This window comes from Pseudomonas sp. NFACC45 (assembly GCF_900113505.1).
GTDB classification, from domain to species: Bacteria; Pseudomonadota; Gammaproteobacteria; order Pseudomonadales; family Pseudomonadaceae; genus Aquipseudomonas; species Aquipseudomonas tehranensis.
The window spans coordinates 1-23,180 of sequence record NZ_FOPO01000011.1; the positions used below are offsets into that span (position 1 = coordinate 1).

Here is a 23,180-nt window from a genome sequence, read left to right on the forward strand (position 1 = left end):
GCAGGTGCCCGTGCAAGGGTTGTTCTACGACACGACCCAGACCGGCGGGCTGCGCGTGGCCCAGCGCAACCAGCGCGACTATCACGCGGCCACCGGCCAATGGCTGCCGATTCTGCGCCTGGACCTGGCTGGGGCCGAGGGGGCAGTGTTCGGTTTCAATTTGCAGGATCAGTTGTATGTTGGCTATGAAGTGGCGACTCGGCTCAATGCCCGGTATTTCGATACGGCGATGACCTGCCCGGACGGCAGGGCGCCGTTTTATTGCAATGGCGTGGTGTTGCGAGGGACTGAATCGACGCCTGCTTTTCAGTCATGGAATCCCAGCCCCCGCTCGAACGATATCAACGGTGTTTCCGTCAGTTACGTCCGTGCCGACGCCGCGATGACGCTGCCGGCCTGGCCTCAGGGTTTGCTGTTCAAGGCGTTGGACGCGCCGTCGGCCAATCCGTTGACAGTACGCTGTCTGTACCCCTTCGATGGTTTCACCGGCGGTCTGCCCGAGGCCTGCACTGGCCGTATGGAATGTACGGCACTGGGCGTAGACAGCGTGGCGGGCTGGCTACACTGGTATTCCACGACGCCTTATAACTCCTGCAGTTTTGCCCCTTCGGCGCACATGGTTCAGGTGCTGTTGGACCTGCGCAACACGTTTGCGCATCCGCAGTACCACTGGAATGAGTTCGTCCTGACACCCTGGCCGCAGCGTATCCCCGAGCGTTTACCGGTCGATGCGTTGTTCCATGGGACGTCGTATAACGCCGGCGATGGGCGTGACGGTGCTCGTTATATTCAGGATGACTATTTCAAGACGACAGGACGCTTCTGGCCGATCGTGCACCTGCGCCTGGAGGCGACTGATGGCCAGATATTCACCTTCATACCCAACGATCAGTGTCTGGATGACAGTTGCCCCGCGCCCATACAGGCGATGAGTGCCGAGACCACGAAGGCCTGGTTTGACGTGCATGGGCAATAGCCAGGGCTTGGCGCTCCTGAAGATGCATCTCCTCGCCACAAAGGCCAAGACCGGTTTGAGCAACGTCCATGAATGGAGTACTGCCATGCTGGCTTCAAGGTGGTGGGCGATGGAAAAACACTACTCATCGGCTCGAATTTTATTCCACCCAACCCACTCCGCAACCTGCATAACCACAGCCTTCCCAACGTCGAAAGCTTTGTGTCAATCAGACTAATGGTCTATAGCTCAAGGCATGCGTGCCGATAGGTAAGCTAACCCCCATAGAAGGAGTGCCCCCCATGATGCGGTTCTTTGCCGACCTGGGTTTTCGCTGGAAAATAACCCTGCCGATCGCGTTTCTGGCCCTGTTGTTGGTGTTGATGGGATGGTCGGGCATGCGGGGCATTGATCAGGTGACGCAGTCCAGCACACAGCTGACCAAGCGTTACTTGCCGGCCATCAGTCTGTTGCTCAATGCCGATCGCGATCTCTATCAGGCCTTCGTTGCCGAGCGCAGTCTGCTCGATGGTCATGCGGACGAGCATCTGACGGCGCTGAGCGCCAGTCATGAGGAGAATGTGAAGCAGGCTTATGATCGCGTGCAGCAATATGCCGCGATGCAGCCGGGGGCCGAAGCGCTGGCGTTGGTCAGTCAGTTCAATGACGGTTTTGCCAAGTGGAAGCAGGTTTCGCGGCGGGTAATGGAGTTGTCCGTAGGTGATATGGAGGCGGCCAGCAAACTGAGTTTTGGTGACAGCGAACGCCTGTTCGAGATCATGCGTGATTCCATCGACAAACTTGGCGAGCTGGAAGACCAGGCGTCCCATCGCGAGGGAGACGCGGCGATAGAAAATGGCGAAGAAGTGGGGGTGCATCAGGGCGGCATTCTGTTGATTGGTCTGCTTGGCTGCATTCTGGTCGTTGTTGTTTTGCCAATGGTCGTGCTGCGTCCCATGCGTCGCTTGCTCAGCCGCGTCGAGCAGATTGCAGAGGGGGGCGGCGATTTGAAGGCGCGTCTTGAGGTCCGTTCGGCTGACGAACTGGGCCAGCTCGGCAGCGCATTCAACCGCTTCCTCGACAAACTGCAGCCGTTGATCGCCGAGGTGGGCCGGGTGACCGGAGAGGTTGATGCTGCGGCACGCGCCATGGCCAGCATGGCCGCGACCAACGACCAACTGATCAGCAGCGAGCATGCGGCGCTTGATCAGGTCAGCACCGCCGCAACCCAGATGAGCGCCGCCGTGCATGAAGTCGCTCACAACGCGCTGAATGCCTCGGACGCCGCACAACAGGCCACCAGTCAGTCCCGCGATGGTGCCGACGTTGTCAGCAGCACCATCGAATCGATCCGCCAACTGGCGCAGGAAGTGGAAAGTGCGTCGGGAACCATCGAAGCCTTGGCCCAGGAAACTTCCAGCATCGGAGCGGTCCTCGAGGTGATTCGTGGCATCGCTGAACAAACCAACCTGCTTGCGCTGAACGCCGCCATTGAGGCTGCGCGCGCCGGTGAACAAGGCCGCGGTTTTGCCGTCGTGGCTGATGAAGTCAGGGCGTTGGCGGCGCGGACCCAGGATTCGACCAAGGATATCCAGGTCCGCATCGAGCGCTTGCAGTCGGGCGTCGCCAAGGCCGTACAAGCGATGCACGTCGGTAGCACCAAGGCCCGTGATAGCGTCGAGCGGGCGGCGAGTGTGGACCAGGTGCTCAGCGGCACCGGCGGTTCCATACAGCGGATCAACGACATGGCCGCGCAAATCGCCAACGCTTGTGAAGAGCAGAGCAGCGTCACCGAGGAAATCGCCCGTAACATCTCCGATATCCGCGATCTGTCTAACGAAGCGGCGCAGAACTCTGCCCAGAGCATGCATGCCAGCCAGCAGCTTTCCGGCCTCTCGAGGACATTGGCGGAATTGATCGGCCGTTTCCGCACCTGAGGCAGGCGCGATCGTGGCCTCCCTCCCACCGTTGGCGGCTCTCACTGACGAGCGCTTGCGAGCGCTGCATCAGGACGGTTTTGTCCTGATGCCTGCGGTGTTGAACACCGTGCAAATCCACGACCTGCGCCGCGCAATCGATCAGCTTAAACCCCTGCACTGGGACTACAGCGGTGTGATCGATCACTACAAATGCGTGTTCAATCGCGATCCGTTCTGGTTGCCGTTTCTTGATATGGACGGGGTGATCGAGCTGGCCGAGGCGGCCCTGGGGGATGACTGCCACATCATTGGGCAGACTGCCTGGCGTTGCCATCCCGGGTTTATCGGGGCCCCGTTGCATCTGGATTACCTGGCAATGGCATTGCCACCAGCGTTCCTGGCCGATCCCGCTTTCGAGTTGCCGATGCAGATTTGCACGGCACAATTTTACCTTGACGACATTGATGCCGACCTGAGTCCCACCTGGGTCATTCCCGGCAGTCATCGGGCGGGGCGGGCGCCCGTGGCGGGCGAAACGCAGTGGCAAGGACGCGTCGCGCAACCGGTGTTGTGTCGGGCTGGCGATGTGCTGATGCTGCGCAGCGAGTTGTGGCATGCCGGCAGCGAGAACCGCAGCGTCGATCGTTCACGATATATGCTGCAGGTTCACTATGGCCGGCGGATGATTGCGCAGAAGTTCTCGCCTTATCTGGACTGGCAGTTCAACCCCGCTGTGCTGGCCGCCGCGACACCTCGCCAGCGGCGCCTGTTGGGTGATCATCAGGAGGCTGAGTACGATTGACCCCCTGGCATCGGTTACGTCACGAGGCGACGTCAGATCCAGACATCATTGACTGCTGTTCGCTCATTGGTTTCATCGCCTGTGTTGATGACGCCGCGAGGCTCGATCAACAGCAATTTCACTTCCAGTGCGGCGCTGGGCTTGTGCTCGACACCTTTTTTCACCACGTACATCTCGCCTGGGCCAATCGTCACCGCGCCGTCGCGAAAATCAATTCGAAGCTCGCCTTCCAGCACGATGAAGGTTTCATCGGTATCGGCGTGGGTATGCCAGACGAAGTCACCTTCGAGCCGGACGATCTTGAACTGGTAGTCGTTCATTTCGGCCACGACTTTCGGGGCCCATTGTTCCTGGAAGAGTGCGTATTTCTGAGCGAAATTGATGGGGGAGTAATGAGTGCTCATAGAGGATGCTCGTCTTGTGAAGGGGGTGAGCGCGACCTTACTGCCTGAGCTTGAGCGGGTATTGGATGATTGTGCAGGTTTTGTGGGGCCTGGCGCCCGACGTCAGCGCAGCATCTTCAACCAGCGTGCAGGTGAAATGCCGAACGCCTGGGTATGCAACCGGGTCATGTGGCTCTGATCGAAAAAGCCGCACGCCAGGGCGGCTTCACTCAATGGCATGCCGTGGATAACCAGGTGACGGGCTTTATTCAGGCGGCGCTGGTTGATATACCGGTAGGGGCTGGTGCCGTACAGCGCTCGAAAGTCCCGGGACAGGCTCCATCGATCCCGGCCACTTGCCTGGACCAGATCATCCAGACTGATGGGCTGGTCAAGGGCATCGTGAATGAACAGTCGGGCGCGCTCTGCCGCCGAGTAGTCAATCAACCTCCGTCCGCGCCGGTAACCCGCTGCGCGGTCGAGGGCCTGGGCCACATCGTAGAGGCCGTCCTCCTCTTCCAGCGGATCAAGCGGGTGATCCAGGCTGCGCAATAGCCTGCGGGTAGCAACATTAAGGAGAGGATCGTTCGACAACCCTCCTTCGATGAAGGGCAAGGGTTTGCCGCCCAGCACTTGCTGGATCACGGAGGGTTCTACGTAGAACATCCGGTAGCGAAAGCCCTCGCTCGTGCCTGCTTCGCCATCGTGAACTTCATCCGGGTGCAGGACGATGGTTCCGCCGGGCTGGCTATGGCGTTTGCTATGGCGGTAATTGAAGCTCTGAACACCGCAGAGCGTGACACCGATGGCGTAGGTGTCATGCCGGTGGGTGGTGTAGCCATGGCCACTGAAATAGGCTTCGATGCGCTCCATTTTTCTTGATTCAGGAGCCCGCACCAGCCAGTCGCGATCACGGTTTGATGGAGTCATTTAGACCGGCCTCTCGCTTTTGTCTGCACACGATACCTGTCTGATAGGCCTTGGCGCAGTAAAAAGCGAGACCCGGATTCAGGTCGCAGCAAGCTGCTCGTTACGCGGGACAGCTTACTGGTCGGTACAGTGCGTGGCTGCTTCAGATTTCTTTCACGGGTGTCTCGCCCTGGGCGCTCTTGATCAGCCCGATAACGTGAAGGCAGTCAGCCTTGTTCACATAGGATTCGCCGCTGGCGATCGTTTCGTGGTTGCCGGCTCTCAAGCGCCACCGCCATTGGCCTTTTCCAGTGCTCTGGGTGCCTCGGGTCTGCCTGTAGATCTCAAAATACATCGGTTCGCTCCCTGCGATTAATTCATTCAAGACATGCTTTGCACATGTCGCTCCAAAGCCTAGCCAAGCTGATAGTTTTGGCTATGGGAAATTCGTTTCCATTCGTTATCAAATATTGCCGATGTGGAGTTGGGTTTGCTCTGGCGACCCTTTTCAGGAAACAGGTCATGTTGGGGGCGCGGGGCTGGATAAAGTTCCGGTTTCGTTCTTGCGTTGCCTTGTCCGGTCCTGCTTAATACATTTCGATTCAGACGTTTGTCATTGACGTCCGGTTCGGGGAACCCGGGGGCTGGGAGCCCGATGGGACTGAAAACACCTATAAGAAAAAGAGCCATCAAGTGACTGAATATTCAGGAGCGGATCAGCAAGGATGTCTAGCGCTTTCGCTCGTCATTCCGGTTTTCAACGAAGTCCAGTCCATTGATTTGTTTATCGCCAGAGTTGATCGGGTTTTTGCGAACGAGTCGCTGGTGAGCCTGGAACTGGTGTTCGTCAATGACGGCAGTGTCGATGAAACACTGGTGTTGTTGCTGGAAAGACAGCGAACCGACCCGCGCATCCGGATCGTCGACCTGAGCCGCAATTTCGGCAAGGAAGCGGCGCTGAGTGCCGGTCTGCAAGCGGCTCGTGGCCAGGCAGTGGTACCGATCGACGTCGATCTGCAGGACCCGCCCGAGGTGATCCTGCAAATGATCGCCCACTGGCGCGACGGTGCCGAGGTGGTATTGGGGCATCGCATAAACCGTGACTCCGACTCTTGGGCCAAACAGGTTTCCGCCAACGGGTTCTATCGGCTGCACAATAAAATCGCCGACCACCAGCTACCGGAAAATGTCGGTGATTTTCGGCTGATGGATCGTTGTGTGGTCGATGCGCTGCAGAGCTTGCCGGAGTCCCGTCGCTTCATGAAGGGCTTGTTTGCCTGGGTAGGATTTCGAACCACCGTCGTGGATTACGTCAGGCCCGAGCGTGCGGCCGGTGAAAGTAAATTCAACGGCTGGCGTCTGTGGAACTTTGCCTTGGAGGGCATCACCAGTTTCAGCACCGAACCGTTGCGTATCTGGACCTACCTGGGGCTTAGCGTCTCGCTGGTGTCCTTTTCGTTTGCGGTGTTCATCGTGTTACGGACGCTGATTTCCGGGGTCGATCTGCCAGGCTATGCCTCCCTGATGGTGGCAGTCACGTTCTTGGGCGGGTTGCAACTGATCGGCATCGGCGTACTGGGTGAATACCTGGGCCGGACCTATATCGAATCCAAACGCCGACCGGTTTTTCTGGTGCGGCGCATCTATGACGCCAAGGACTGACAATGGATCTCAAGGAAACCGACATCCTGGGGCCCGATATCGGGCAGCATTGGTACTATCGTTCCAAGGCGCGCGCCATGCTCCACGTGCTCAAAGGCACATCGGTCAAAACCTTGCTGGATGTGGGGGCCGGATCGGGCTTTTTTTCCCATCACTTGTTGTCCCATACCGAGACGGCCCGGGCCTGGTGCGTGGACATCAGTTACCCGGCCGACTCCGATGCCAGCACCGCCGGCAAGCCCGTTCACTATCGGCGCGCCATCGATGCGCTGGACGCGGATCTGGTGTTGTTGATGGATGTGTTGGAGCACGTGGACGATGACGTGGGCCTGCTCAAGGCTTATGCCGACAAGGTTCCCTCTGGCAGCCGCTTCCTGATCACCGTGCCGGCGTTCCAGTTTCTCTGGAGCGGCCATGATGTGTTTCTGGAACACAAACGCCGTTACACCCTCGGGCAACTGGAGGGGGTCGTGGCACAGGTGGGGTTGCAGGTGCACAAAAGCGCTTACTATTTCGGCCTGGTGTTTCCGATCGCCGCCGCTGTGCGCCTGTTGCAACGCAACACGTCCGGCGCGCCGGCCAGCTCGCTCACTCGGCATCATCCACTGGTCAATGGCGTGTTGAAGTCGCTGTGCAGCCTGGAGCGTCCGTTTATGGGCGCCAATCGCGTGGCCGGCCTGACGGTGTTCTGTCTGGCCCAAAAACCATGATCTGGACGCGGTCGCCGTTGCTGCGACGTGGGCTGCGGTTCGCCATGACGGGCTTGTTCGTGACCGCTGTGCATGTGTTGGCTGCCGTGTTGTTTGTGCATCTGATCCTGGCCAGCCCGCCGTTGGCCAACGGTTTTGCGTTTGTGGTGGCAACCGTGGTGTCTTACTTGATCAACACGCTCTGGAGTTTCTCCAGCCGATTGCATGGCCGGACGCTCGGCCGTTTCGTGGTGGTTTCGATCGGCGGATTCTGGCTGGCGATGCTGGTGGCCTGGGTGGCGCAGAGCGCGGGCCTGAATTACTTGGCGGGCATTGCTGCCGTGGCGCTGATCATCCCCGTGTTTACCTTCATCTTGCATAATTTCTGGACGTATCGATGACCGTTCGTGGCGAGCGTTATCTGGTTTCCTTGTTGCCCGTATTGCTGGGCGTGTTGGCGTTTCTGATGGTCATCGGCCCCCGGGTGTTGAACCCGACGAATATCGCCTGGCTGGGGGAGGGCGATGCGGCGACTCATTATCTGGGATGGGCGTTTTTCCGTGATTCGCCCTGGACCTTTCCGCTAGGCATGAACCCTTCCTATGGCTTGGAGTTGGCCAACGGGATCATTTTTTCCGATTCCAACCCGCTGCTTGCGTTCATATTCAAGCCCTTCAATGCTTGGCTTCCCGAGACGTTCCAGTATTTCGGGCTGTGGCTGCTGGCGTGTTTTGTCCTGCAGGCCTGGTTCGCTTGGAAGCTCGTGGGTCTGCTGACGCCTTCGATCTGGATCAGGTTGTTGGGGGCCGGGTTATTCGTGTTTTCGCCCCCGATGTTTCTGCGCATGGGAGGGCATCTTTCCTTGTCCGGGCATTTCCTGATCCTGACGGCGCTGTACCTGGCGTTGCGGCCCGGTCTGCAAAAGCGATTCCTGGCCTGGGGCGTGCTATTGGCCGCGACGGCGCTGGTGCATGCCTATCTGTTGGCGATGGTGGCATTGATCTGGCTGGCTGATCTGGCCAGCAAAGCCATCAAGGGTCGATTACCCCGGCGCAATGCCTTGATTGAGCTGGCCGGTCTGTTTCTGCTGGTCGCATTCTGCTGCTGGCAAGCGGGTTATTTCAGTGTGGGCGGCGGGACCGTGGCGGGTGGTTTTGGCTTGTATCGTCTGAATCTCTTGTCGGTAGTGAACCCCAGCGGCTGGTCATACGTATTGCGCGACATGCCCCAGGGACCGGGGGACTACGAGGGGTTCAATTACCTGGGGTTGGGGGTGCTGATGCTGGCCATCTGCGGCGGCGTGGCACTGCTGCAAGGCAACACCGGTCTGGCGGGGGCCGTGCGTCGCAGACCTCTATTGCTGTCGGCGCTCATCGGGCTGACGCTTTTTTCACTGACCAACACGCTCGGTATTGGCATGCTGGATGTGCATTACTGGTTGCCGAAAACCATCGAGCAATTGGCGAACGTCTTTCGCGCGGCCGGTAGGATGTTCTGGCCGGTGTTCTACATTCTTGTGTTTACGCTCATCTTTTTGGTGGTACGAGGCAATAAGCCACGAGCAGCGGTGTGTCTGCTGGCTGTCGCCCTGGTGGTGCAGGTTCTGGATACCCGCAGCGGGTGGGCAGGCCTGCGCAAGAGTCGGATGGCGCCGACCGCCGCGAGCTGGCCGACGCCCTTGGCCGACCCGTTCTGGGCCAGCGCGGCAAATCACTACTCCAAGGTCCGGTCGTTGTTGCCGCAGAATCAGCCGGACAACTGGCTGTTGATCAGCCAATACGCGCAGAACCATGGTCTGGCAACCGATAGCGTGTACTTGGGGAGGATGGGTACTCGGGAGATCGAACAAGCTCAACGGCACGCTGATCAAATGCTCGCCACCGGTCAGTATGAAGCGGATTCCCTCTACATTCTCGACAGTCGCACCGCGCTCGAAGCGATCAAAACCGTTAATCGTCAGACTGATCTGTTGACCCGCCTTGATGGTCTGGTGGTGCTGGCGCCGGGATGGAAGACCTGTGCTCAATGCCCACCGGTAGCGCAGGAGACGCTGGACGTGCGAGTCAAGCCAGGTGAGCGCCAGGTGTTCAACCGAATAAACGCGATGTTAGTCAGCGGCTGGGGTCGCTTCGAAGATTGGGGCACCTGGTCGGAAGGTGTTCAGGCAGAGCTTGTATTGCGTGTACCACCTGAGGCCCGCGCCCTGCTGATCGAAGCTGTGGCGTTCGTACAGCCCCTGCACCCCAGCCAGAGAATCGAGGTCTCGATCAATGGCGTTGCGGCCCTGTCGACGCAACTGACCCGCATGCAGGAGAACACCCTGGAGCTGTCATTGAGCCCGACCATCCGCGAAGCGATTGCCGCAGATGGGCAGGTGCGTGTGCAGTTTCATCTACCCGACGCGGTCAGTCCCAAGGCGCTGGGGTTGGGGAGCGACGAGCGAGTCATGGCGCTGGGACTGAAGTCTCTGACGGTGAATTAAGTCGGACGTCTTTATCGTGTGCTTCAAGGTTTTTGCTCAGCACCGAATGCACAATATGAGGGTGCTTTTCGAAACGCTGACGCGGTTGGAAGCGTTCATGAGCGCGCGTATTGGCGCGGCGCAAATCTCGATCGACGAAACAAAAACCTGCGTCAGCCAAGTAAAGTCGAGGTATGGTTGCGACGGCTGAAACCACATCGTCATATTTTCGAACAGGAGTCGAACACATGCCTCACCTGCACATGGAGTACACCGCCAACCTGCCCAAGTTTGACGAGGGTGTCGTACTGTTGCGTCTGAATAATACGCTGGTGGCCTCCGGTCAGTTCGCTGCCGAGTCGGACATCAAAAGCCGGGCTGTGAAAATCGAGAATTTCCTGGTGGGCACCCTTTTCGAAAAGCGAGGTTTCGTGCACGTGAAGCTGGCCTTGTTGAGCGGCCGTTCGCCAGAGGTCAAGAAGCAGTTGGCCGAAAAACTGTTGGAGGTGGTCCAGGAGGTGGGCGACTGGCCGACTGACGTTTCCGTGCAACTGTGTGTGGAAATCCTCGACATCGACCGAGGCCCCTATGCCAAGGCTGTCGTCGGCGCTTGAGAGGCAGGTACTTCGGGCTTTGACGATCCGCTCGCGTAGCCAGGTGCTATCAGCGGCCTGGCTGCACGGCGTTTCAAGGTGAATCCCGACAAGCCTTCAGGCGCTTGATGGTTTGCCGGGCGGGCTCAACCGTGGCCGCACCGGCATGGCACAGGTTGATGCTCAGCAGGATGGTGCGCACGTGGTTGTACATGCCCTCGGCTTTATAAGTGGGGCGCATGCCGGTGCGGGTGTTGATGAACAACTCGTCGTCGAAACAGGTCCGCAGTTTCTTGAGGCAGTAGCTGACCGTTGACTGGCTGACGCACAGCGCCTCGGATACACCGGTGACGCTGCTTTGCTCGTACACGGCGTTAAATACCATGAGGTCTTGCATATCGAGTTTTCTGAGGGAGTTACTGTTCAGCATCCGTTCTGTCTCTCTCTGTGCTCCTTGCGCGGATCTTGCGCAAACCAGACCCTTGATCCTAACGGAACGATCGTCCCAGGAGAATGCCAGGCAAGCGCTTTCACGGTCGGGAGTGGGACAGATAAGGTAATGAACACGACAGATCGATCAGCATAGGGTGCTCTGGCCGATTGTTTAGCCTGTGGCGATCCAAGCTCCATCAAATCGAGGTTTAACCGGCTTTGGTGACGTGGGACGCTGCAAGGGTGTGTTTCCTGTGATGTCTTTTATGGACGGTTGGCCCGCAGCACTCCAATACCCGTCATACGCCGCAATGGAGCCGGTCGGCAGGTTTATGTCCGGTGTCTCTCCCACGCTTTGTGCGCTGCCTTCTGAACTGGCATTTTGGGCGCTCTGGCATTGCCGCCATGCCCGTCCTCCAGATACTTGTATTTCCTGTTGATCCTTGAACAGTGTTCGTTGATCGCGAGCACAGGCTGACGGTGCTTTGTCGCCCGTCCGACATGAAAATACGAGCATTCTCATGAGTTCTGCCCACCTCTCTTTTGCCCCCCTGCATCAAGCCCAGGCGTTTCTGGAGCAACACCCGGATATCGAGCTGTTCGAGCTGTTTATCCTCGACAGCAATGGTGTGCCTCGGGGCAAACTGCTGCACCGCGATGAGTTGCTGGCGCTTTACGAAAGTGGACGGCCCTTGCCCAGTACCATTCTCGGGTTGACCATCAATGGCGATGACGTGGAAAACTCCGGGCTGGTATGGGAGGTTGGCGACATCGATTGCCGGGCCTATCCCATCAGCGACAGCTTGCAGCGAATGCCCTGGCGGCTGATCCCCACTGCCGCCGTGCAGGTCAGCATGCATCCTCAGGAAGGCATGCCCGCGACCATCGCCGATCCGCGTTACTTGCTCAGCCAAGTGATCGACGCGTTGCAGGCCGATGGCTATTACCCGGTGATGGCGGCGGAGCTGGAGTTCTATCTTTTGGACGCGCAGCGCGACAGCCTGGGCCGGCCGCAACCGGCGCGGGACGCTGATGGTGGCCGGCCACGTGCCACGCAGGTCTATGGCTTGCGCGAACTGGAACAGATCGAGCCATTCCTGGCGGACCTCTATGCCGCCTGCAAGTCCCAGGGCATCCCGGCCCGAACGGCCATTTCCGAATACGCGCCGGGCCAGGTGGAAATCACCCTCCAGCACCGTACCGATGCCTTGCAAGCCATGGATGAAGCGGTGCGCTACAAGCGTCTGGTCAAAGGCGTGGCGCATAAACACGGCATGCAGGCGTGTTTCATGGCCAAGCCGTTCGCGGAACTGGCGGGTTCGGGCATGCATATGCACGTGAGCCTGGCGGATCGCGAGGGCCATAACCTGTTTGCCAGCGAAGCCGCCGATGGTACGCCGCTGCTGCGTCATGCGGTGGGCGGGATGCTCGACACGTTGCTCGACTCACTGCTGATGTTCTGCCCGAATGCCAATTCCTACCGGCGATTCCAGAGCAACAGCTACGCGCCGCTGGCGGCCACCTGGGGCGTGGACAATCGCACCGTGAGCCTGAGGGTGCCGGGCGGCCCGGCGTTTTCGCGGCATATCGAACATCGTATTTGTGGTGCCGACGCCAACCCCTATCTGGCCGCCGCCGCAATATTGGCCGGCATCCATCGCGGCATTCGTGAACAGTGCGATCCCGGTGCGCCGGTAGAGGGCAACGGTTATGCCCAGGCGAGCGAATTGCTGCCCACCGACTGGCTCACCACCTTACGCACGCTTGAAGCCTCGACCTGGGCCAGGCAAGCATTTGGGGATGAGTTCCTCAGGGTGTACCTGGCGGTCAAACGCGCCGAATACCGCCAGTTCATGGGCGAGGTAGGCGAGCAGGACTGGCGTTGGTATATCCATCAGGCCTGAACTAAGCGACAAGCTGCACGTCGGTCAGACGTGTGGCTTGCTATTTGAAAAATTATTTAATAGCAACTTTTTCACGAAAAATTGATAGTGGCCTGCCTAGAGTTTGTATGGCCGTAGCACAGTTTTTTCTAACTTTCCTGCGGTATTTTCTTTCCATAGCGCAACTTCCAGGAAACTTTAGACCTCATGCTGACTATTAAACCTGTGCGTCCCGAATGGGTGACGCTGGTCGCCAGTGTCTTTTTATTAGTGGGCTTTAACGCCGTGCTCTGGCAGCACCTGCATAGCATTACGGCAGGTGACGGCGGGGGGCTGCTGATTGACGTGGCGTTTGCGGTGCTGGTGTTGTTCGCCTTCAACCTGGCACTGACACTGGTGGCGTTCCGTGGGCTGCTCAAACCTGTGCTGATCGTGCTTTTTCTGATCAGCGCCGGTGTGGCGTACTTCATGGCTCAGTATGGCGTGCTGATCGATGCCGGCATGTTTCGTAACTTCGCTGAAACCAATGCCACGGAAGTGCGTGATTTATTGTCGTTAAAGTTGTTTGCCTACCTCGGTTTGTTAGGCATGTTGCCATCCTGGTTGTTATTTAAAACGCCGATCAGCTATCGCCGCTGGCCTAAAGAGCTGTTAAGCAAGTTGGTGGTGAGTGGGGTGTCGGCGGCGGTGATCGGCGTGGTCGCCCTGGCCAATTACCAGGGGTTGTCTTCATTGTTTCGCAATCATCACGAATTGCACCTGATGGTGGTGCCGAGCAACTACATCGGTGCGTCGATCGGGTACTTGGGCGAGCAGGTCGCGGCGGCCAAACAACCCTTCATCACCTTGGGTGAGGACGCGAGTCGCAATCCGGTCTGGCAAACCCATGCCCGCAAGTCCCTGACCGTACTGGTGGTGGGGGAGAGCGCCCGTGCCGAGAACTTCGGCATTCTGGGCTATAACCGCGATACCACGCCGCAACTCAATCAAGAAGCCGGCCTGATCGCCTTCACTGATGTGCATTCCTGCGGTACGGAAACCGCAGTATCGGTGCCGTGTATGTTTTCCAACATGGGCCGCAAGAACTACGACGCCAGCAAGGCCAGGAACGAAGAAGGCCTGCTGGATGTGCTCAAGCGTGCCGGGCTGGAGGTGATCTGGCGTGACAACCAGTCGGGCTGCAAAGGCACTTGCGACCGGGTCACTGTGCAGGACGTCAGCAATCTCAAGGACCCGGCCCTGTGCGCCAACAGTGAGTGTCGCGACGAAATTCTGCTCCAGGGCCTGCAACATTTCATCGACACCCTCGACAAGGACACCGTGCTGGTGCTCCACCAAATGGGCAGTCACGGGCCGGAGTACTTCAAGCGCTATCCCAAGCAATACGAACATTTCACCCCGGTGTGCCAAAGCAATGCGCTGAACAATTGCAGCCGCCAGAGCATCGTCAACGGTTACGACAACACGCTGGTGTACACCGACCATGTGTTATCGACCCTGATCGACCTGCTGCGGGCCAATCAGGACAAGGTCGACACAGCGATGCTGTACCTGTCCGACCATGGCGAGTCCCTGGGCGAGTACAACTTGTTTCTCCATGGCACGCCCTACATGCTCGCCCCGGAACAACAGAAACACGTGGCGATGCTGGCCTGGTTTTCCGACAGCTATCAGAAGTCCTTTTCCGTCGACACCCATTGCCTGCAACTGAGCCGGGACAAGCCCTTGAGCCAGGACAATCTGTTCCATTCGATGCTCGGGCTGCTGGAAGTCAACAGCAAGGTCTACAACCGCGACCTGGACCTGTTTGCCGGTTGCCGTGGTGCGGTCATTGACGGCGTGCTGGCTCGGCAGTGAGCGCCTCGACTTTTTTTTCACGTATCGGTGGTTAGCCTGTTCCTATTCCTCTTTGCCAAGAGCGGTTGGTATGTCCGGGCAACCCCCATCTCCCGTAGAGCTCGAGTTCGCCAGGCATCACGACCGGGAACACGCGCGCATCTGTCGTCAAGCGGCGCCCAGACGATTGCGCCTGGCGTTCTGGCGTGACGAGCAATTGGTCCGCAATGCCTTGAAAGCCGCCGGTGAACCGGGACTGGTGCTGGATGTGACCTGTGGCGCCGGCCGGTTCTGGCCGGTGCTGGCCGAACATGCCAACCGGGTGATCCTGGCAGCGGACCCCTCGCCAGACATGCTTGATCACGCCCGCACCCATCATGGCGGCGCATTGCTGGAGCGGGTCACAACCTTTCCCAGTTCGGCATTCACCCTCGGCCTGTCGGCCAACGCGGTGGACTGTATTTTGTGTCTGCAACTGTTTCGGCACGTCAGGGCCAGTGAGCATCGGCTGGCGTTGTTGCGCGAATTTCATCGGGTCAGCCGTGACACGGTGATTGTGTCGGTGCAAGTTGAAGGTCGCCTCAACATCGGACCTGCGTCGCACCGCGGCTTGGCGGACAAGGCTGAAGTTGAAGCCGAGTTCCGCCAGGCCGGTTTCACCCTGCTGTGGTACCAGGATTTTCTGCCCGGGTTTGCGCTGACGCGGGTTTATGCGTTGTGCAAGGCCGGTTAACTCCCGATGTAGGACTATTCTTGCCTTTGCGCAGGCGATTTCTCTCAGGCTCCCGCTCTATGGATGCTCGCAATCGCTGACGGCGATATATACTGCGCGCCATTCTTCAAGGGAGAGCCGTGTGGCCATCGATATTCACTGGATTCGCGACAACGATAGCCTCGGTCAGTTTTGCGACGAATGGCAGCAGTTGCCATTCGTCGCCCTCGACACTGAATTCATGCGGGTCGACACGTTTTATCCCATTGCCGGTTTGTTGCAGATCGGCGACGGCGAGCGTGCCTATCTGATCGACCCCTTGACCATCGACAACTGGAAACCCCTGGCCGCGTTGCTGGAAAACCCGGCAGTGCTCAAGGTGTTGCACGCCTGCAGCGAAGACCTTGAAGTGCTGCTGCGCTTGACCGGCAGTCTGCCCGCGCCGCTGTTTGACACTCAATTGGCCGCCGCCTACCTGAACCTGGGTTTTTCCATGGGTTATTCCCGGCTGGTACAGGACGTGTTGGGCATCGACTTACCTAAGGGTGAAACCCGCTCTGATTGGTTGCAAAGACCACTGTCGGAAACGCAGATCAGCTACGCCGCTGAAGATGCAGTGCATTTGGCGGAAGTTTTCGTACAGCTGCGGCCGAAGCTTTCTGACGAGAAATACGCCTGGGTCCTAGAGGATGGCGCCGAGCTGGTGGCCAACCTGCGTCGTGAAGTCGACCCCTATGAGGTATATCGCGAGGCCAAGCTGGCCTGGAAACTTTCCCGTGCCCAACTCGCCGTGCTGCGCGAGCTATGCGCCTGGCGCGAGCGGGAAGCGCGGGCTCGTGACCTGCCGCGTAACCGGGTCATTCGCGAGCATTCGCTGTGGCCCCTGGCCCGCACTCAGCCGGATAACCTCGGTGCGCTGGCGAAAATCGAAGACATGCACCCGCGTACCGTGCGCCAGGACGGCGAGTTCCTACTGGAGCTGATTAAACGCGCCGCCAGCCTGCCGCCCGAACAGTGGCCGCCAGCCGTGGCCGAACCCTTGCCCATTGAGGCCTCGGCGCTGGTCAAGCGTCTGCGGGCACTGGGGCAGGTTGAGGCCGAGCGCCTGGGAATCGCCCCTGAACTGATGCTGCGCAAGAAAACCCTCGAAGCGCTGATCAAGAGCGGCTTTCCCGAGGGTCCTTACCAATTGCCCGATTCGCTGCGTGGCTGGCGCCGAGAATTGATGGGCCAGGCACTGCTCGATAGCCTGGCCACCGCCGGAGAACAGCCTTGAAACGTATCTGCTCGATCTACCGAAGCTCGAAGAAAAACGAGATGTACCTGTATGTGCTCAAAAGCGATGCCCTGGAGCGCGTGCCTGAGCCCCTGATGGCTGCCTTTGGCAAGGCGATCCATGCCTTTGACCTGGTGCTGAGCCCCGAGCGCAAGCTGTCCCGGGAAGACATCAACCTGGTGCTGGAAAACCTCGATACCCAGGGTTATCACTTGCAGATGCCACCGGCTGAAGACGAGTACATCGAGCATCTTCCGGAAGAGTTGCTGCGACGCAACGACCCGGTCTGACGGTTCCCCGAGGCACCTTTCCCGGGCCTCTTGAAAACACTGGAATGGTTTATTGGCGATGGCCGCAAGGATGGAGCGACACTCTGTCGGCGGTCGTCTGCATAGTTTTTGAAAGGTTTGATCCATGCGCGTTCTGATTGCCGAACACGATCACGCGGTGTACGCCCAGCTTCTGCGACAGGCTGCACCCGATATCCAAGTCCTGACCAGTGGCGACTCCGCCGAACTGTCGCGACTGGCCAACGACTGCCCGGTCTGGCTGGGCCAGCCCGATCTGCTGGCCACCCTGTTGCGTCAAGGCCATCAGCCCCAGTGGCTGCAATCGACCTGGGCGGGCATCACGCCGCTGCTGGCCGAGGGTTTGACGCGTGATTATCGCCTGACCCGTGCGGTGGGCATTTTCGGTCAGGTGATGGCCGAGTACGTCCTGACCTATATGCTCGGTCATGAGCGCGAGGTGCTGGCGAGGCTGGTCAGCCAGGTCGAGCGCAAGTGGGACAACCGTCAGGGCCAGAGTCTGGCCGGGCGCAAGGCATTGATCGTCGGCACTGGCGATATCGGCCAGCGCGTGGCGCAGTTTCTGGTGCCATTTGGCGTGCAGCTGTATGGCATTGCCAGCGAAGCTCGGGAGTTGGCGCCGTTCATCGAGGTCGGGGCGTTGAAGGATCTGCCGCGCATGGTGGGCGAGGTGGATTACGTGATCAACCTGCTGCCCAACACGCCGGACACCCACGATATTTACGACGCGGCGCTGTTCAAGCAGTTCAAGCCCACTGGCCTGTTCATCAATGTCGGGCGCGGCGTGGCCGTGGTCGATGCGGATCTGGTGCAAGCCTTGAAGGAAGGGCATCTGGCCGGCGCGGTCATTGACGTTTGCCGCCAGGAGCCGTTGCCACAGCGGCATCCTTTCTGGACGGCCTGGGGCCTGCTGTTGACCGGCCATAGCTCGGCACCGACGTCGCCGGCGATGATGGTGCAGTTGTTCCTGGAAAACCTGCGGGCCTACCAGGCCGGCGAAACCTTGCGCGGGGAAGTGGATTTCGATCGGGGCTACTGAAGCAACCCCTGACCTGATTGTGGGAGCGGGCTTGCTCGCGAAAGCGGAGTGTCAGTCAACATGACTGTTGGATGTAACGACCCGTTCGCGAGCAAGCCCGCTCCCACAATGGATTTTCAGTGATCACCATTACCGGTTTGGCAAAGTGTATGACGCAACGCCCTACCGACAGTCGCCCATGCTTGGCCTGAAGCAGCCCCGGCACTAGACTGACGGCCTTTTCACCACCTGATGCTGATTGCTTGAGCCATGGCCGCCAAAGTCGAACCGTTCTGGATACGTAAAACCCTCGATCAGCTTGATTCGCAGGAATGGGAATCGCTGTGTGACGGCTGTGGTCTGTGCTGTCTGCAAAAACTCGAAGACGAAGACGACAACAGCGTCTATTACACGCGCATCGCCTGCAAACTGCTGGACCTGAAAACCTGCCAGTGCACCGACTATGCCCGGCGGCGTGACTTTGTTCCCGATTGCATCCAGCTCACGCCGGGCAAGGCCGATGAGTTCAAATGGTTGCCGCCGACCTGCGGTTATCGCCTGGTCAGCGAGGGCAAGGATCTGCCGTTATGGCATCACCTGGTCTGCGGCGATCGCGATGCTGTGCACCACGAACGCATTTCCCAGTCGGGGCGCATGCTCGCCGAAGGCAGCGTGCCCGAGGATGATTGGGAAGATCATCTGATTTTTCGCGCCGGCTGAATGCCGGGCATCGCACCATCAGGGAGAACCCATGGCTGCAGGATTGAAAAGGATGCTCACAGCCGGGTTATGGGCGGTGTGTGGGCCGCTGTGGGCGGCGCAGAAAGTCGATCTGGATTATCACGTGCATCTGTTGCCGCAGAGCGATCAGGCGGAAGTGCGCCTGACCCTGGCGCGGGGTTCGGCAGTGCGCAGCCTGGACTTCGACCTCGGCGATGGCAGCCGCTACAGCCACTTCAAGGCCGACGGTCAATGGCAGCTCATCCCGGGCAAGGATACACGCGGCATTTGGCGTCCCAGTGCCGATAAGGCGAGCCTGAGCTATCGCGTGCGCATCAGTAATACTCGCAAGAACGGTACGTTTGAAACCCGTATGACCCCGGGATGGGGGCTGCTGCGCGGCGACGATCTTGTGCCGCCGGCCAAGTTGGATCAGCAGGATGGCACTGAGCTGGTGTCACGTTTGCAATTTGATCTGCCCGCCGGCTGGAAAAGCATCGAAACGGCCTGGCCGCGCATCGGCAAACAACGCTTTCGCATCGACAATCCCGCGCGGCTGTTCGATCGTCCCACTGGCTGGATGCTCGCCGGCAAACTCGGCAGCCGTCGCACACGCCTGGGAGAGACCGAGGTGACGGTGGCCTCGCCCCAAGGCCAGGGCATGCGCCGGATGGATGTGCTGACGCTACTGACGTTCGTCTGGCCGCAGGTGCAGGCGCTGGTGCCGCGTCATCCCAGCAAGCTGCTGATCATCGGCGCGTCAGATCCGATGTGGCGTGGTGCTCAGGCTGGGCATGAATCGATTTATCTGCACAGTCGTCCGCCGCTGGTCAGCGAGCGCGGCAATAGCCCTATGTTGCGGGAGCTTGTGCAGATGCTGGCGCGCGTCAACGATCGTGAGCGCAGTGACTGGATCAGCGAAGGGCTGGCCGAGTACTACGCCATCGAATTGCTGCGCCGGGCCGGCGGAATGAGTGATGAGCGCTATCAGGCCCTCAATGACCGCCTCGCCCGTGACAGCAAAGGCGTCACCACCTTGCGCGGTGAGCAGATCGGAACCGCGACGCAGGCCAAGGCGGTGTTGCTGTTGCAGGAGCTGGACCGCGAGATTCGTTTGAAAACCCGCAACAAACGCTCGCTCGATGATGTGCTGCACGCTGCAATGCGCCTGGAGACGGTTGATACCGAGGAATTTGTCCAGCTCAGCGAGAGCGTTCTGGGGGAGAGTTCTACTGTGCTGGATAACCGGTTACTGCAGTAATACCGCTATCGCGAGCAGGCTCGCTCCCACACTGATCGAGTCGTACACAAATGATATGTCCACTGAAGATCCAATGTGGGAGCGAGCCTGCTCGCGATGAGGCCATCAGCCCCACCGCAAAAATCAGAGCCCAACCTTGGGCGAAACCAGCGAATCATTCCCCGTCACTGTAGCCGTGCTGGTCGCGGCCTCGGCACTGGCCTTCATGCGGCTCAACTCTTCTCCGGCCTGCTCAATGCGGGCACGGGCGTGGTGCAGGTTCTGACGATTCTTTTCCAGCAACGTCTTGGCCGAGCAGTGCCCGGTGATACCGCGCGCCAGGGCCATGCCGCCAATGGCCAGTTGAGCCAGACCGATCACGCCGCCACGACGCAGGCCCTTGCCCATCATCAGTACGCCTCCGGCCAGTGAGCCAATGCGTTCCCAGCCATGCACGTTGTGCGGCGGATGAGATTGGAAAGGGGTGGTCTCAATCGGCTCGAACGGGTTGTTATCGCTCATGATCTGTCTCCGGTGTGGGGGTTGGTATAAAACTGACTGCCCGAGCGATTCCCTTGTTCAATCCAATTGCGCACCGATCAGCGGAATTGCGGCCCCGAACGGGTGTTGTTGCCTTTGGCCATGCGGTCGTACAGCACGACGTTGACCGTGGCCGCCAGGTTCATGCAACCGCTGGTGGGGATGTACACCACGTCTTCGCACCAGTCACGGATGTCTTTATCCAGCGAGCCATCTTCCGGGCCGAAGATATACAGCGCCCGGTCCGGATGAGTGTACTCAGGCAAGGGGCGGGCGCCGTCCACCAGTTCCACGGCCACCGGCACACAACCCAAGGGCAGGATTTTTTTCAGGTCGTCGATGCCGATCAATGGGATGTCGTAGTGGACTTTTTTGGTGTCCGTGACGAAGTCCGCGGCGCGCTCATAGCGTTTGCCGGTGTAGAACACCGACGCCACGCCGTAGCAGCCGGCGGCACGCATGACCGAACCGACGTTTTCCGGAGATTTGGGGTTGAACAAACCGATGCAGCTGTAGCGTTTGTTGGCCACGGGCGGGGTGCCTTTGGGGAAAAGGCGCGATTATACGGGGAATGGGGAAAGGTGGTCAGTTTGTAGATTGATGGTGAATGGTCGACCGCTTTCGCGAGCAAGCCCGCTCCCACATTGAACCTCTAGTGATCACAGAATCTGTGGCCGCTGAAGATCCCATGTGGGAGCGGGCTTGCTCGCGAAAGCGGTTTTGCAGACTGCAGGTTTCTTTTGTTGTACCGGTTACTCGTCTTTCTTCATCAACCCCGCCAGTGCGGCAAACGGGTTGTGGGTCGCCTTGGCGATTTTCGGGGTGCTCAGGGAGCCGTCGCCGAAATATTGCTGGTCGGTGTAACGCGAGTGTTCGTTGTCGTGGCAGTACAAGCACAGCAGTTCCCAGTTGGAACCGTCCTGCGGGTTGTTGTCATGGTTGTGGTCGCGGTGGTGAACGGTCAGTTCACTCAGGCGCTTGCCGGAAAACTCACGGGCGCAACGGCCACAGACGTGGGGGTACATTTTCAGGGCTTTGTCGCGGTAACCCATTTCCCGGTCACGCTGGGCATCGGCGAGGATGCGATCCAGCTTGGCGGTGTTGGACGGTGGCGTTGACGAACTCATGGGTTCACCTTTGTAAAAAAGACTGATGACGGTTGAACAGAGTTTAGCTCAGCCCTTGAGCTTCTCGGCAATCCAGATGGTGTGGCGGGTGCCTTTGTTGCCGTGGGCGAAGACTTGCACCTCTTCGGCCTTGAAGCCGGCCTTTTTCAGTTTGTCGCAAAACTGCCGGTCGGCGCTGGCCGACCATACTGCCAGTATGCCCTTGGGCCGCAGGGCCTTGGCGCAGGCGGCCAGGCCGCCGGCTGAATACAGCCAGCTGTTGGCTTTCTGCGTCAGGCCTTCGGGGCCGTTGTCGACGTCCAGCATGATGGCATCAAAGCCCTGGGGTTCGGCTTGCAGTACCTTGGCCACATCTTCCATGCGGATCACGGTACGCGGGTCCGACAGGGGGCGACCGGCTTTTTCGCCCAAAGGGCCATGGTTCCACTCCACCACGCCGGGCACCAGTTCGGCTACCACCACTTCGGCGCTTTTGCCCAGGTGCTTGAGGGCCGAGGCCAGGGTGAAACCCATGCCGAGGCCACCGATCAGTACACGCGAGCCGGGACGGCCGGCAACCTTGCGACATGGAATCTCTGCCAGGGCGTCTTCGGAGCCGTGCATGCGCGTATTCATCAACTGGCCACCGTCGCCGCCCTGGATCTTGATAACGAAGTCGTCGCCGTACTCGAACAGGCACAGGGCGCCGCCGTTGTCAGGGATGGGGGCGGTGTCCAACAGAACGAAACGTTTCATGGATGTCTCATGCAAAGGAGGGGCAAAGCAGCGCGGTAAGGACTAGCCTGAAGACAGACAATCGCCACGGAGCCATTGATGAAGCGCACCATTCTAACGGCCATTGCCCTGGCAGCGCTCTCGATAAGTTGGGTGCAGGCCCAGCAGCCCACGATTCCGGTAAGCCCACCGAGCATTCCCGGTTCGCCCGGCACGCCTACACCGATGCCATACCCGCCGGTCACGCCCAGCGGCGTGCCCACGCCCGGCCCTGGAAGCGGACCGCCGTTGCTGCCGCCCATCGAAATGCCCAAGCCGCCCAAGGACCAGCCGATACCGGGCATGGAGCCGAAACCGCCAAAGGCCAAGTCGCCGGGTGGGTAGATCCTGGAAAGGTTGAATGATGCAACCCTGTGGGAGCGAGCCTGCTCGCGATAGCGGTGTCTCAGTCAACATCAATGCTGATTGATACACCGCTATCGCGAGCAGGCTCGCTCCCACAGGTGCTGTGGCACTAAGGTCAGACCTGTTGCGCCAGCAACTGCCCATCGGCCATGCGCAGGCGCTTGGACAGGGAGACGGCGAGGGCTCGAATGATTTTGGCGGCGATCTTCGGTGCATCGTTGAGCATTTTTTCCAGGGAATCCTTGCCCAGGTTCAGCAATTGGCAATCACTGGCGGCGATGCAACTGGCCGAGCGCCGTTCACCGTCAAGCACTGCCATTTCCCCGAATGCCCGGCCGCTGCGCAGCGTGGCGATGGTGACGGGCTGGCCGTCGGGGCCGGTTTTCTGCACGGCCACTTGCCCTGAATGGATGATGCACATGAAGCTGCCGGCATCGCCTTCGCGGAAAATCGCTTCCCCTTGGGCAATGGCGCTGATGCTGAAGTAGCCCGACGCCGCGGCGAAGTCGACAGGCTGCAACTGGTCGAACAGGCCGCAGTCCATCAGCCAGTCGCGGATTTCGTTGTTCAGTGAGGTCGGTTCTGACATGTTGTCA

24 protein-coding genes and 3 pseudogenes are annotated in these 23,180 nt (G+C 59.4%); 18 read left to right on the forward strand and 9 right to left on the reverse strand.

Translation table 11 applies throughout. The features are described 5' to 3' along the window. The 4 genes and pseudogenes from BM132_RS28525 to BM132_RS20020 all read left to right on the forward strand — a co-directional run. Nucleotides 1–976 (forward strand): annotated as a pseudogene (locus tag BM132_RS28525) (hypothetical protein); the annotation flags it as partial. Nucleotides 977–1,260: 284 nt separating this feature from the next. Then, a pseudogene (locus tag BM132_RS28980) lies at nt 1,261–2,034 on the forward strand (MCP four helix bundle domain-containing protein); the annotation flags it as partial. 78 nt (nt 2,035–2,112) lie between these two features. Beyond that, the gene (locus tag BM132_RS28985; protein ID WP_371264147.1) at nt 2,113–2,892 is read left to right on the forward strand and encodes a methyl-accepting chemotaxis protein; all 780 of its coding nucleotides are present in this window, start codon (nt 2,113–2,115) and stop codon (nt 2,890–2,892) included. 13 nt (nt 2,893–2,905) lie between these two features. Then, nucleotides 2,906–3,676, forward strand: a complete 771-nt coding sequence (locus BM132_RS20020) for a phytanoyl-CoA dioxygenase family protein (RefSeq protein WP_092458165.1) — start codon at nt 2,906–2,908, stop codon at nt 3,674–3,676. Between the two features lie 32 nt (nt 3,677–3,708). Here the strand turns inward: BM132_RS20020 and BM132_RS20025 are convergent, their stop codons facing one another. The 3 genes from BM132_RS20025 to BM132_RS20035 form a co-directional block, all read right to left on the reverse strand. After that, nucleotides 3,709–4,080 carry a cupin domain-containing protein gene (locus tag BM132_RS20025; RefSeq protein WP_092397349.1) on the reverse strand — a complete coding sequence of 124 codons (372 nt, stop codon included), beginning with the start codon at nt 4,078–4,080 and terminating at the stop codon, nt 3,709–3,711. 102 nt (nt 4,081–4,182) lie between these two features. Beyond that, nucleotides 4,183–4,989: a helix-turn-helix domain-containing protein gene (locus tag BM132_RS20030; protein WP_092458168.1), complete on the reverse strand. Its 807-nt coding sequence runs from the start codon at nt 4,987–4,989 to the stop codon at nt 4,183–4,185. Between the two features lie 142 nt (nt 4,990–5,131). Further along, entirely contained in the window at nt 5,132–5,323 is a 192-nt protein-coding gene (locus BM132_RS20035) for a YegP family protein (RefSeq protein WP_047227955.1), read from the reverse strand. A gap of 338 nt (nt 5,324–5,661) precedes the next feature. On the opposite strand from BM132_RS20035, the gene BM132_RS20040 reads away from it, so the two are divergent. The 5 genes from BM132_RS20040 to BM132_RS20060 all read left to right on the forward strand — a co-directional run bounded on the left by BM132_RS20040 (nt 5,662) and on the right by BM132_RS20060 (nt 10,394). Beyond that, a complete protein-coding gene (locus BM132_RS20040) occupies nt 5,662–6,630 on the forward strand; it encodes a glycosyltransferase family 2 protein (RefSeq protein WP_092458171.1) in 969 nt (322 codons plus the stop codon). A 2-nt stretch (nt 6,631–6,632) separates the two neighbouring features. Continuing rightward, nucleotides 6,633–7,340, forward strand: coding sequence for a class I SAM-dependent methyltransferase (locus tag BM132_RS20045; protein ID WP_092458174.1), 708 nt, complete (start codon nt 6,633–6,635; stop codon nt 7,338–7,340). Then, the gene (locus BM132_RS20050) at nt 7,337–7,720 is read left to right on the forward strand and encodes a GtrA family protein (RefSeq protein ID WP_076385942.1); all 384 of its coding nucleotides are present in this window, start codon (nt 7,337–7,339) and stop codon (nt 7,718–7,720) included. Before BM132_RS20045 ends, BM132_RS20050 begins: the two co-directional genes overlap by 4 nt. Further along, nucleotides 7,717–9,801, forward strand: a complete 2,085-nt coding sequence (locus BM132_RS20055) for a DUF6311 domain-containing protein (protein WP_092458177.1) — start codon at nt 7,717–7,719, stop codon at nt 9,799–9,801. Before BM132_RS20050 ends, BM132_RS20055 begins: the two co-directional genes overlap by 4 nt. Nucleotides 9,802–10,028: 227 nt before the next feature. Continuing rightward, nucleotides 10,029–10,394: a 5-carboxymethyl-2-hydroxymuconate Delta-isomerase gene (locus BM132_RS20060; protein ID WP_092458180.1), complete on the forward strand. Its 366-nt coding sequence runs from the start codon at nt 10,029–10,031 to the stop codon at nt 10,392–10,394. Nucleotides 10,395–10,500: 106 nt separating this feature from the next. On the opposite strand, the pseudogene BM132_RS20065 reads toward BM132_RS20060, so the two are convergent. Then, nucleotides 10,501–10,803, reverse strand: a pseudogene (locus BM132_RS20065) (LysR family transcriptional regulator); the annotation flags it as partial. Nucleotides 10,804–11,326: 523 nt separating this feature from the next. Between BM132_RS20065 and BM132_RS20070 the strand changes: the two are divergent. The 8 genes from BM132_RS20070 to BM132_RS20105 all read left to right on the forward strand — a co-directional run bounded on the left by BM132_RS20070 (nt 11,327) and on the right by BM132_RS20105 (nt 19,819). Continuing rightward, nucleotides 11,327–12,709, forward strand: coding sequence for a glutamine synthetase family protein (locus BM132_RS20070; RefSeq protein WP_092458184.1), 1,383 nt, complete (start codon nt 11,327–11,329; stop codon nt 12,707–12,709). Between the two features lie 186 nt (nt 12,710–12,895). After that, a complete protein-coding gene (locus tag BM132_RS20075) occupies nt 12,896–14,545 on the forward strand; it encodes a phosphoethanolamine transferase (protein ID WP_092458187.1) in 1,650 nt (549 codons plus the stop codon). A gap of 70 nt (nt 14,546–14,615) precedes the next feature. After that, a complete protein-coding gene (locus BM132_RS20080; RefSeq protein WP_092458190.1) occupies nt 14,616–15,257 on the forward strand; it encodes a class I SAM-dependent methyltransferase in 642 nt (213 codons plus the stop codon). 121 nt (nt 15,258–15,378) lie between these two features. Next, complete coding sequence (gene rnd, locus BM132_RS20085) at nt 15,379–16,512, forward strand: ribonuclease D (RefSeq protein ID WP_092458193.1); 1,134 nt, start codon at nt 15,379–15,381, stop codon at nt 16,510–16,512. Further along, entirely contained in the window at nt 16,509–16,802 is a 294-nt protein-coding gene (locus BM132_RS20090) for a YcgL domain-containing protein (RefSeq protein WP_047227944.1), read from the forward strand. Before rnd ends, BM132_RS20090 begins: the two co-directional genes overlap by 4 nt. A gap of 124 nt (nt 16,803–16,926) precedes the next feature. Beyond that, nucleotides 16,927–17,859 (forward strand): D-2-hydroxyacid dehydrogenase, encoded by a 933-nt coding sequence (locus tag BM132_RS20095; RefSeq protein ID WP_092397363.1) that lies wholly within the window; start codon nt 16,927–16,929, stop codon nt 17,857–17,859. A gap of 249 nt (nt 17,860–18,108) precedes the next feature. Further along, on the forward strand, nt 18,109–18,558 hold the full coding sequence (locus BM132_RS20100) for a YcgN family cysteine cluster protein (protein WP_092458196.1): 450 nt from the start codon (nt 18,109–18,111) through the stop codon (nt 18,556–18,558). Nucleotides 18,559–18,589: 31 nt separating this feature from the next. Beyond that, nucleotides 18,590–19,819 carry a hypothetical protein gene (locus BM132_RS20105; RefSeq protein ID WP_092458199.1) on the forward strand — a complete coding sequence of 410 codons (1,230 nt, stop codon included), beginning with the start codon at nt 18,590–18,592 and terminating at the stop codon, nt 19,817–19,819. A 123-nt stretch (nt 19,820–19,942) separates the two neighbouring features. Here the strand turns inward: BM132_RS20105 and BM132_RS20110 are convergent, their stop codons facing one another. The 4 genes from BM132_RS20110 to BM132_RS20125 form a co-directional block, all read right to left on the reverse strand. Then, nucleotides 19,943–20,320, reverse strand: a complete 378-nt coding sequence (locus BM132_RS20110) for a YgaP family membrane protein (protein ID WP_092458202.1) — start codon at nt 20,318–20,320, stop codon at nt 19,943–19,945. Nucleotides 20,321–20,397: 77 nt separating this feature from the next. Then, nucleotides 20,398–20,868: an RNA methyltransferase gene (locus BM132_RS20115; protein ID WP_092397371.1), complete on the reverse strand. Its 471-nt coding sequence runs from the start codon at nt 20,866–20,868 to the stop codon at nt 20,398–20,400. Nucleotides 20,869–21,090: 222 nt separating this feature from the next. Then, entirely contained in the window at nt 21,091–21,465 is a 375-nt protein-coding gene (locus tag BM132_RS20120) for a YajD family HNH nuclease (RefSeq protein ID WP_003184246.1), read from the reverse strand. Between the two features lie 48 nt (nt 21,466–21,513). After that, a complete protein-coding gene (locus tag BM132_RS20125) occupies nt 21,514–22,200 on the reverse strand; it encodes a spermidine synthase (RefSeq protein ID WP_092458205.1) in 687 nt (228 codons plus the stop codon). A gap of 78 nt (nt 22,201–22,278) precedes the next feature. On the opposite strand from BM132_RS20125, the gene BM132_RS20130 reads away from it, so the two are divergent. Continuing rightward, nucleotides 22,279–22,563, forward strand: a complete 285-nt coding sequence (locus BM132_RS20130; protein WP_092458208.1) for a hypothetical protein — start codon at nt 22,279–22,281, stop codon at nt 22,561–22,563. Nucleotides 22,564–22,699: 136 nt separating this feature from the next. Here the strand turns inward: BM132_RS20130 and BM132_RS20135 are convergent, their stop codons facing one another. Further along, nucleotides 22,700–23,173, reverse strand: coding sequence for a cyclic nucleotide-binding domain-containing protein (locus BM132_RS20135; RefSeq protein WP_092458210.1), 474 nt, complete (start codon nt 23,171–23,173; stop codon nt 22,700–22,702). Nucleotides 23,174–23,180: the final 7 nt, after the last annotated feature.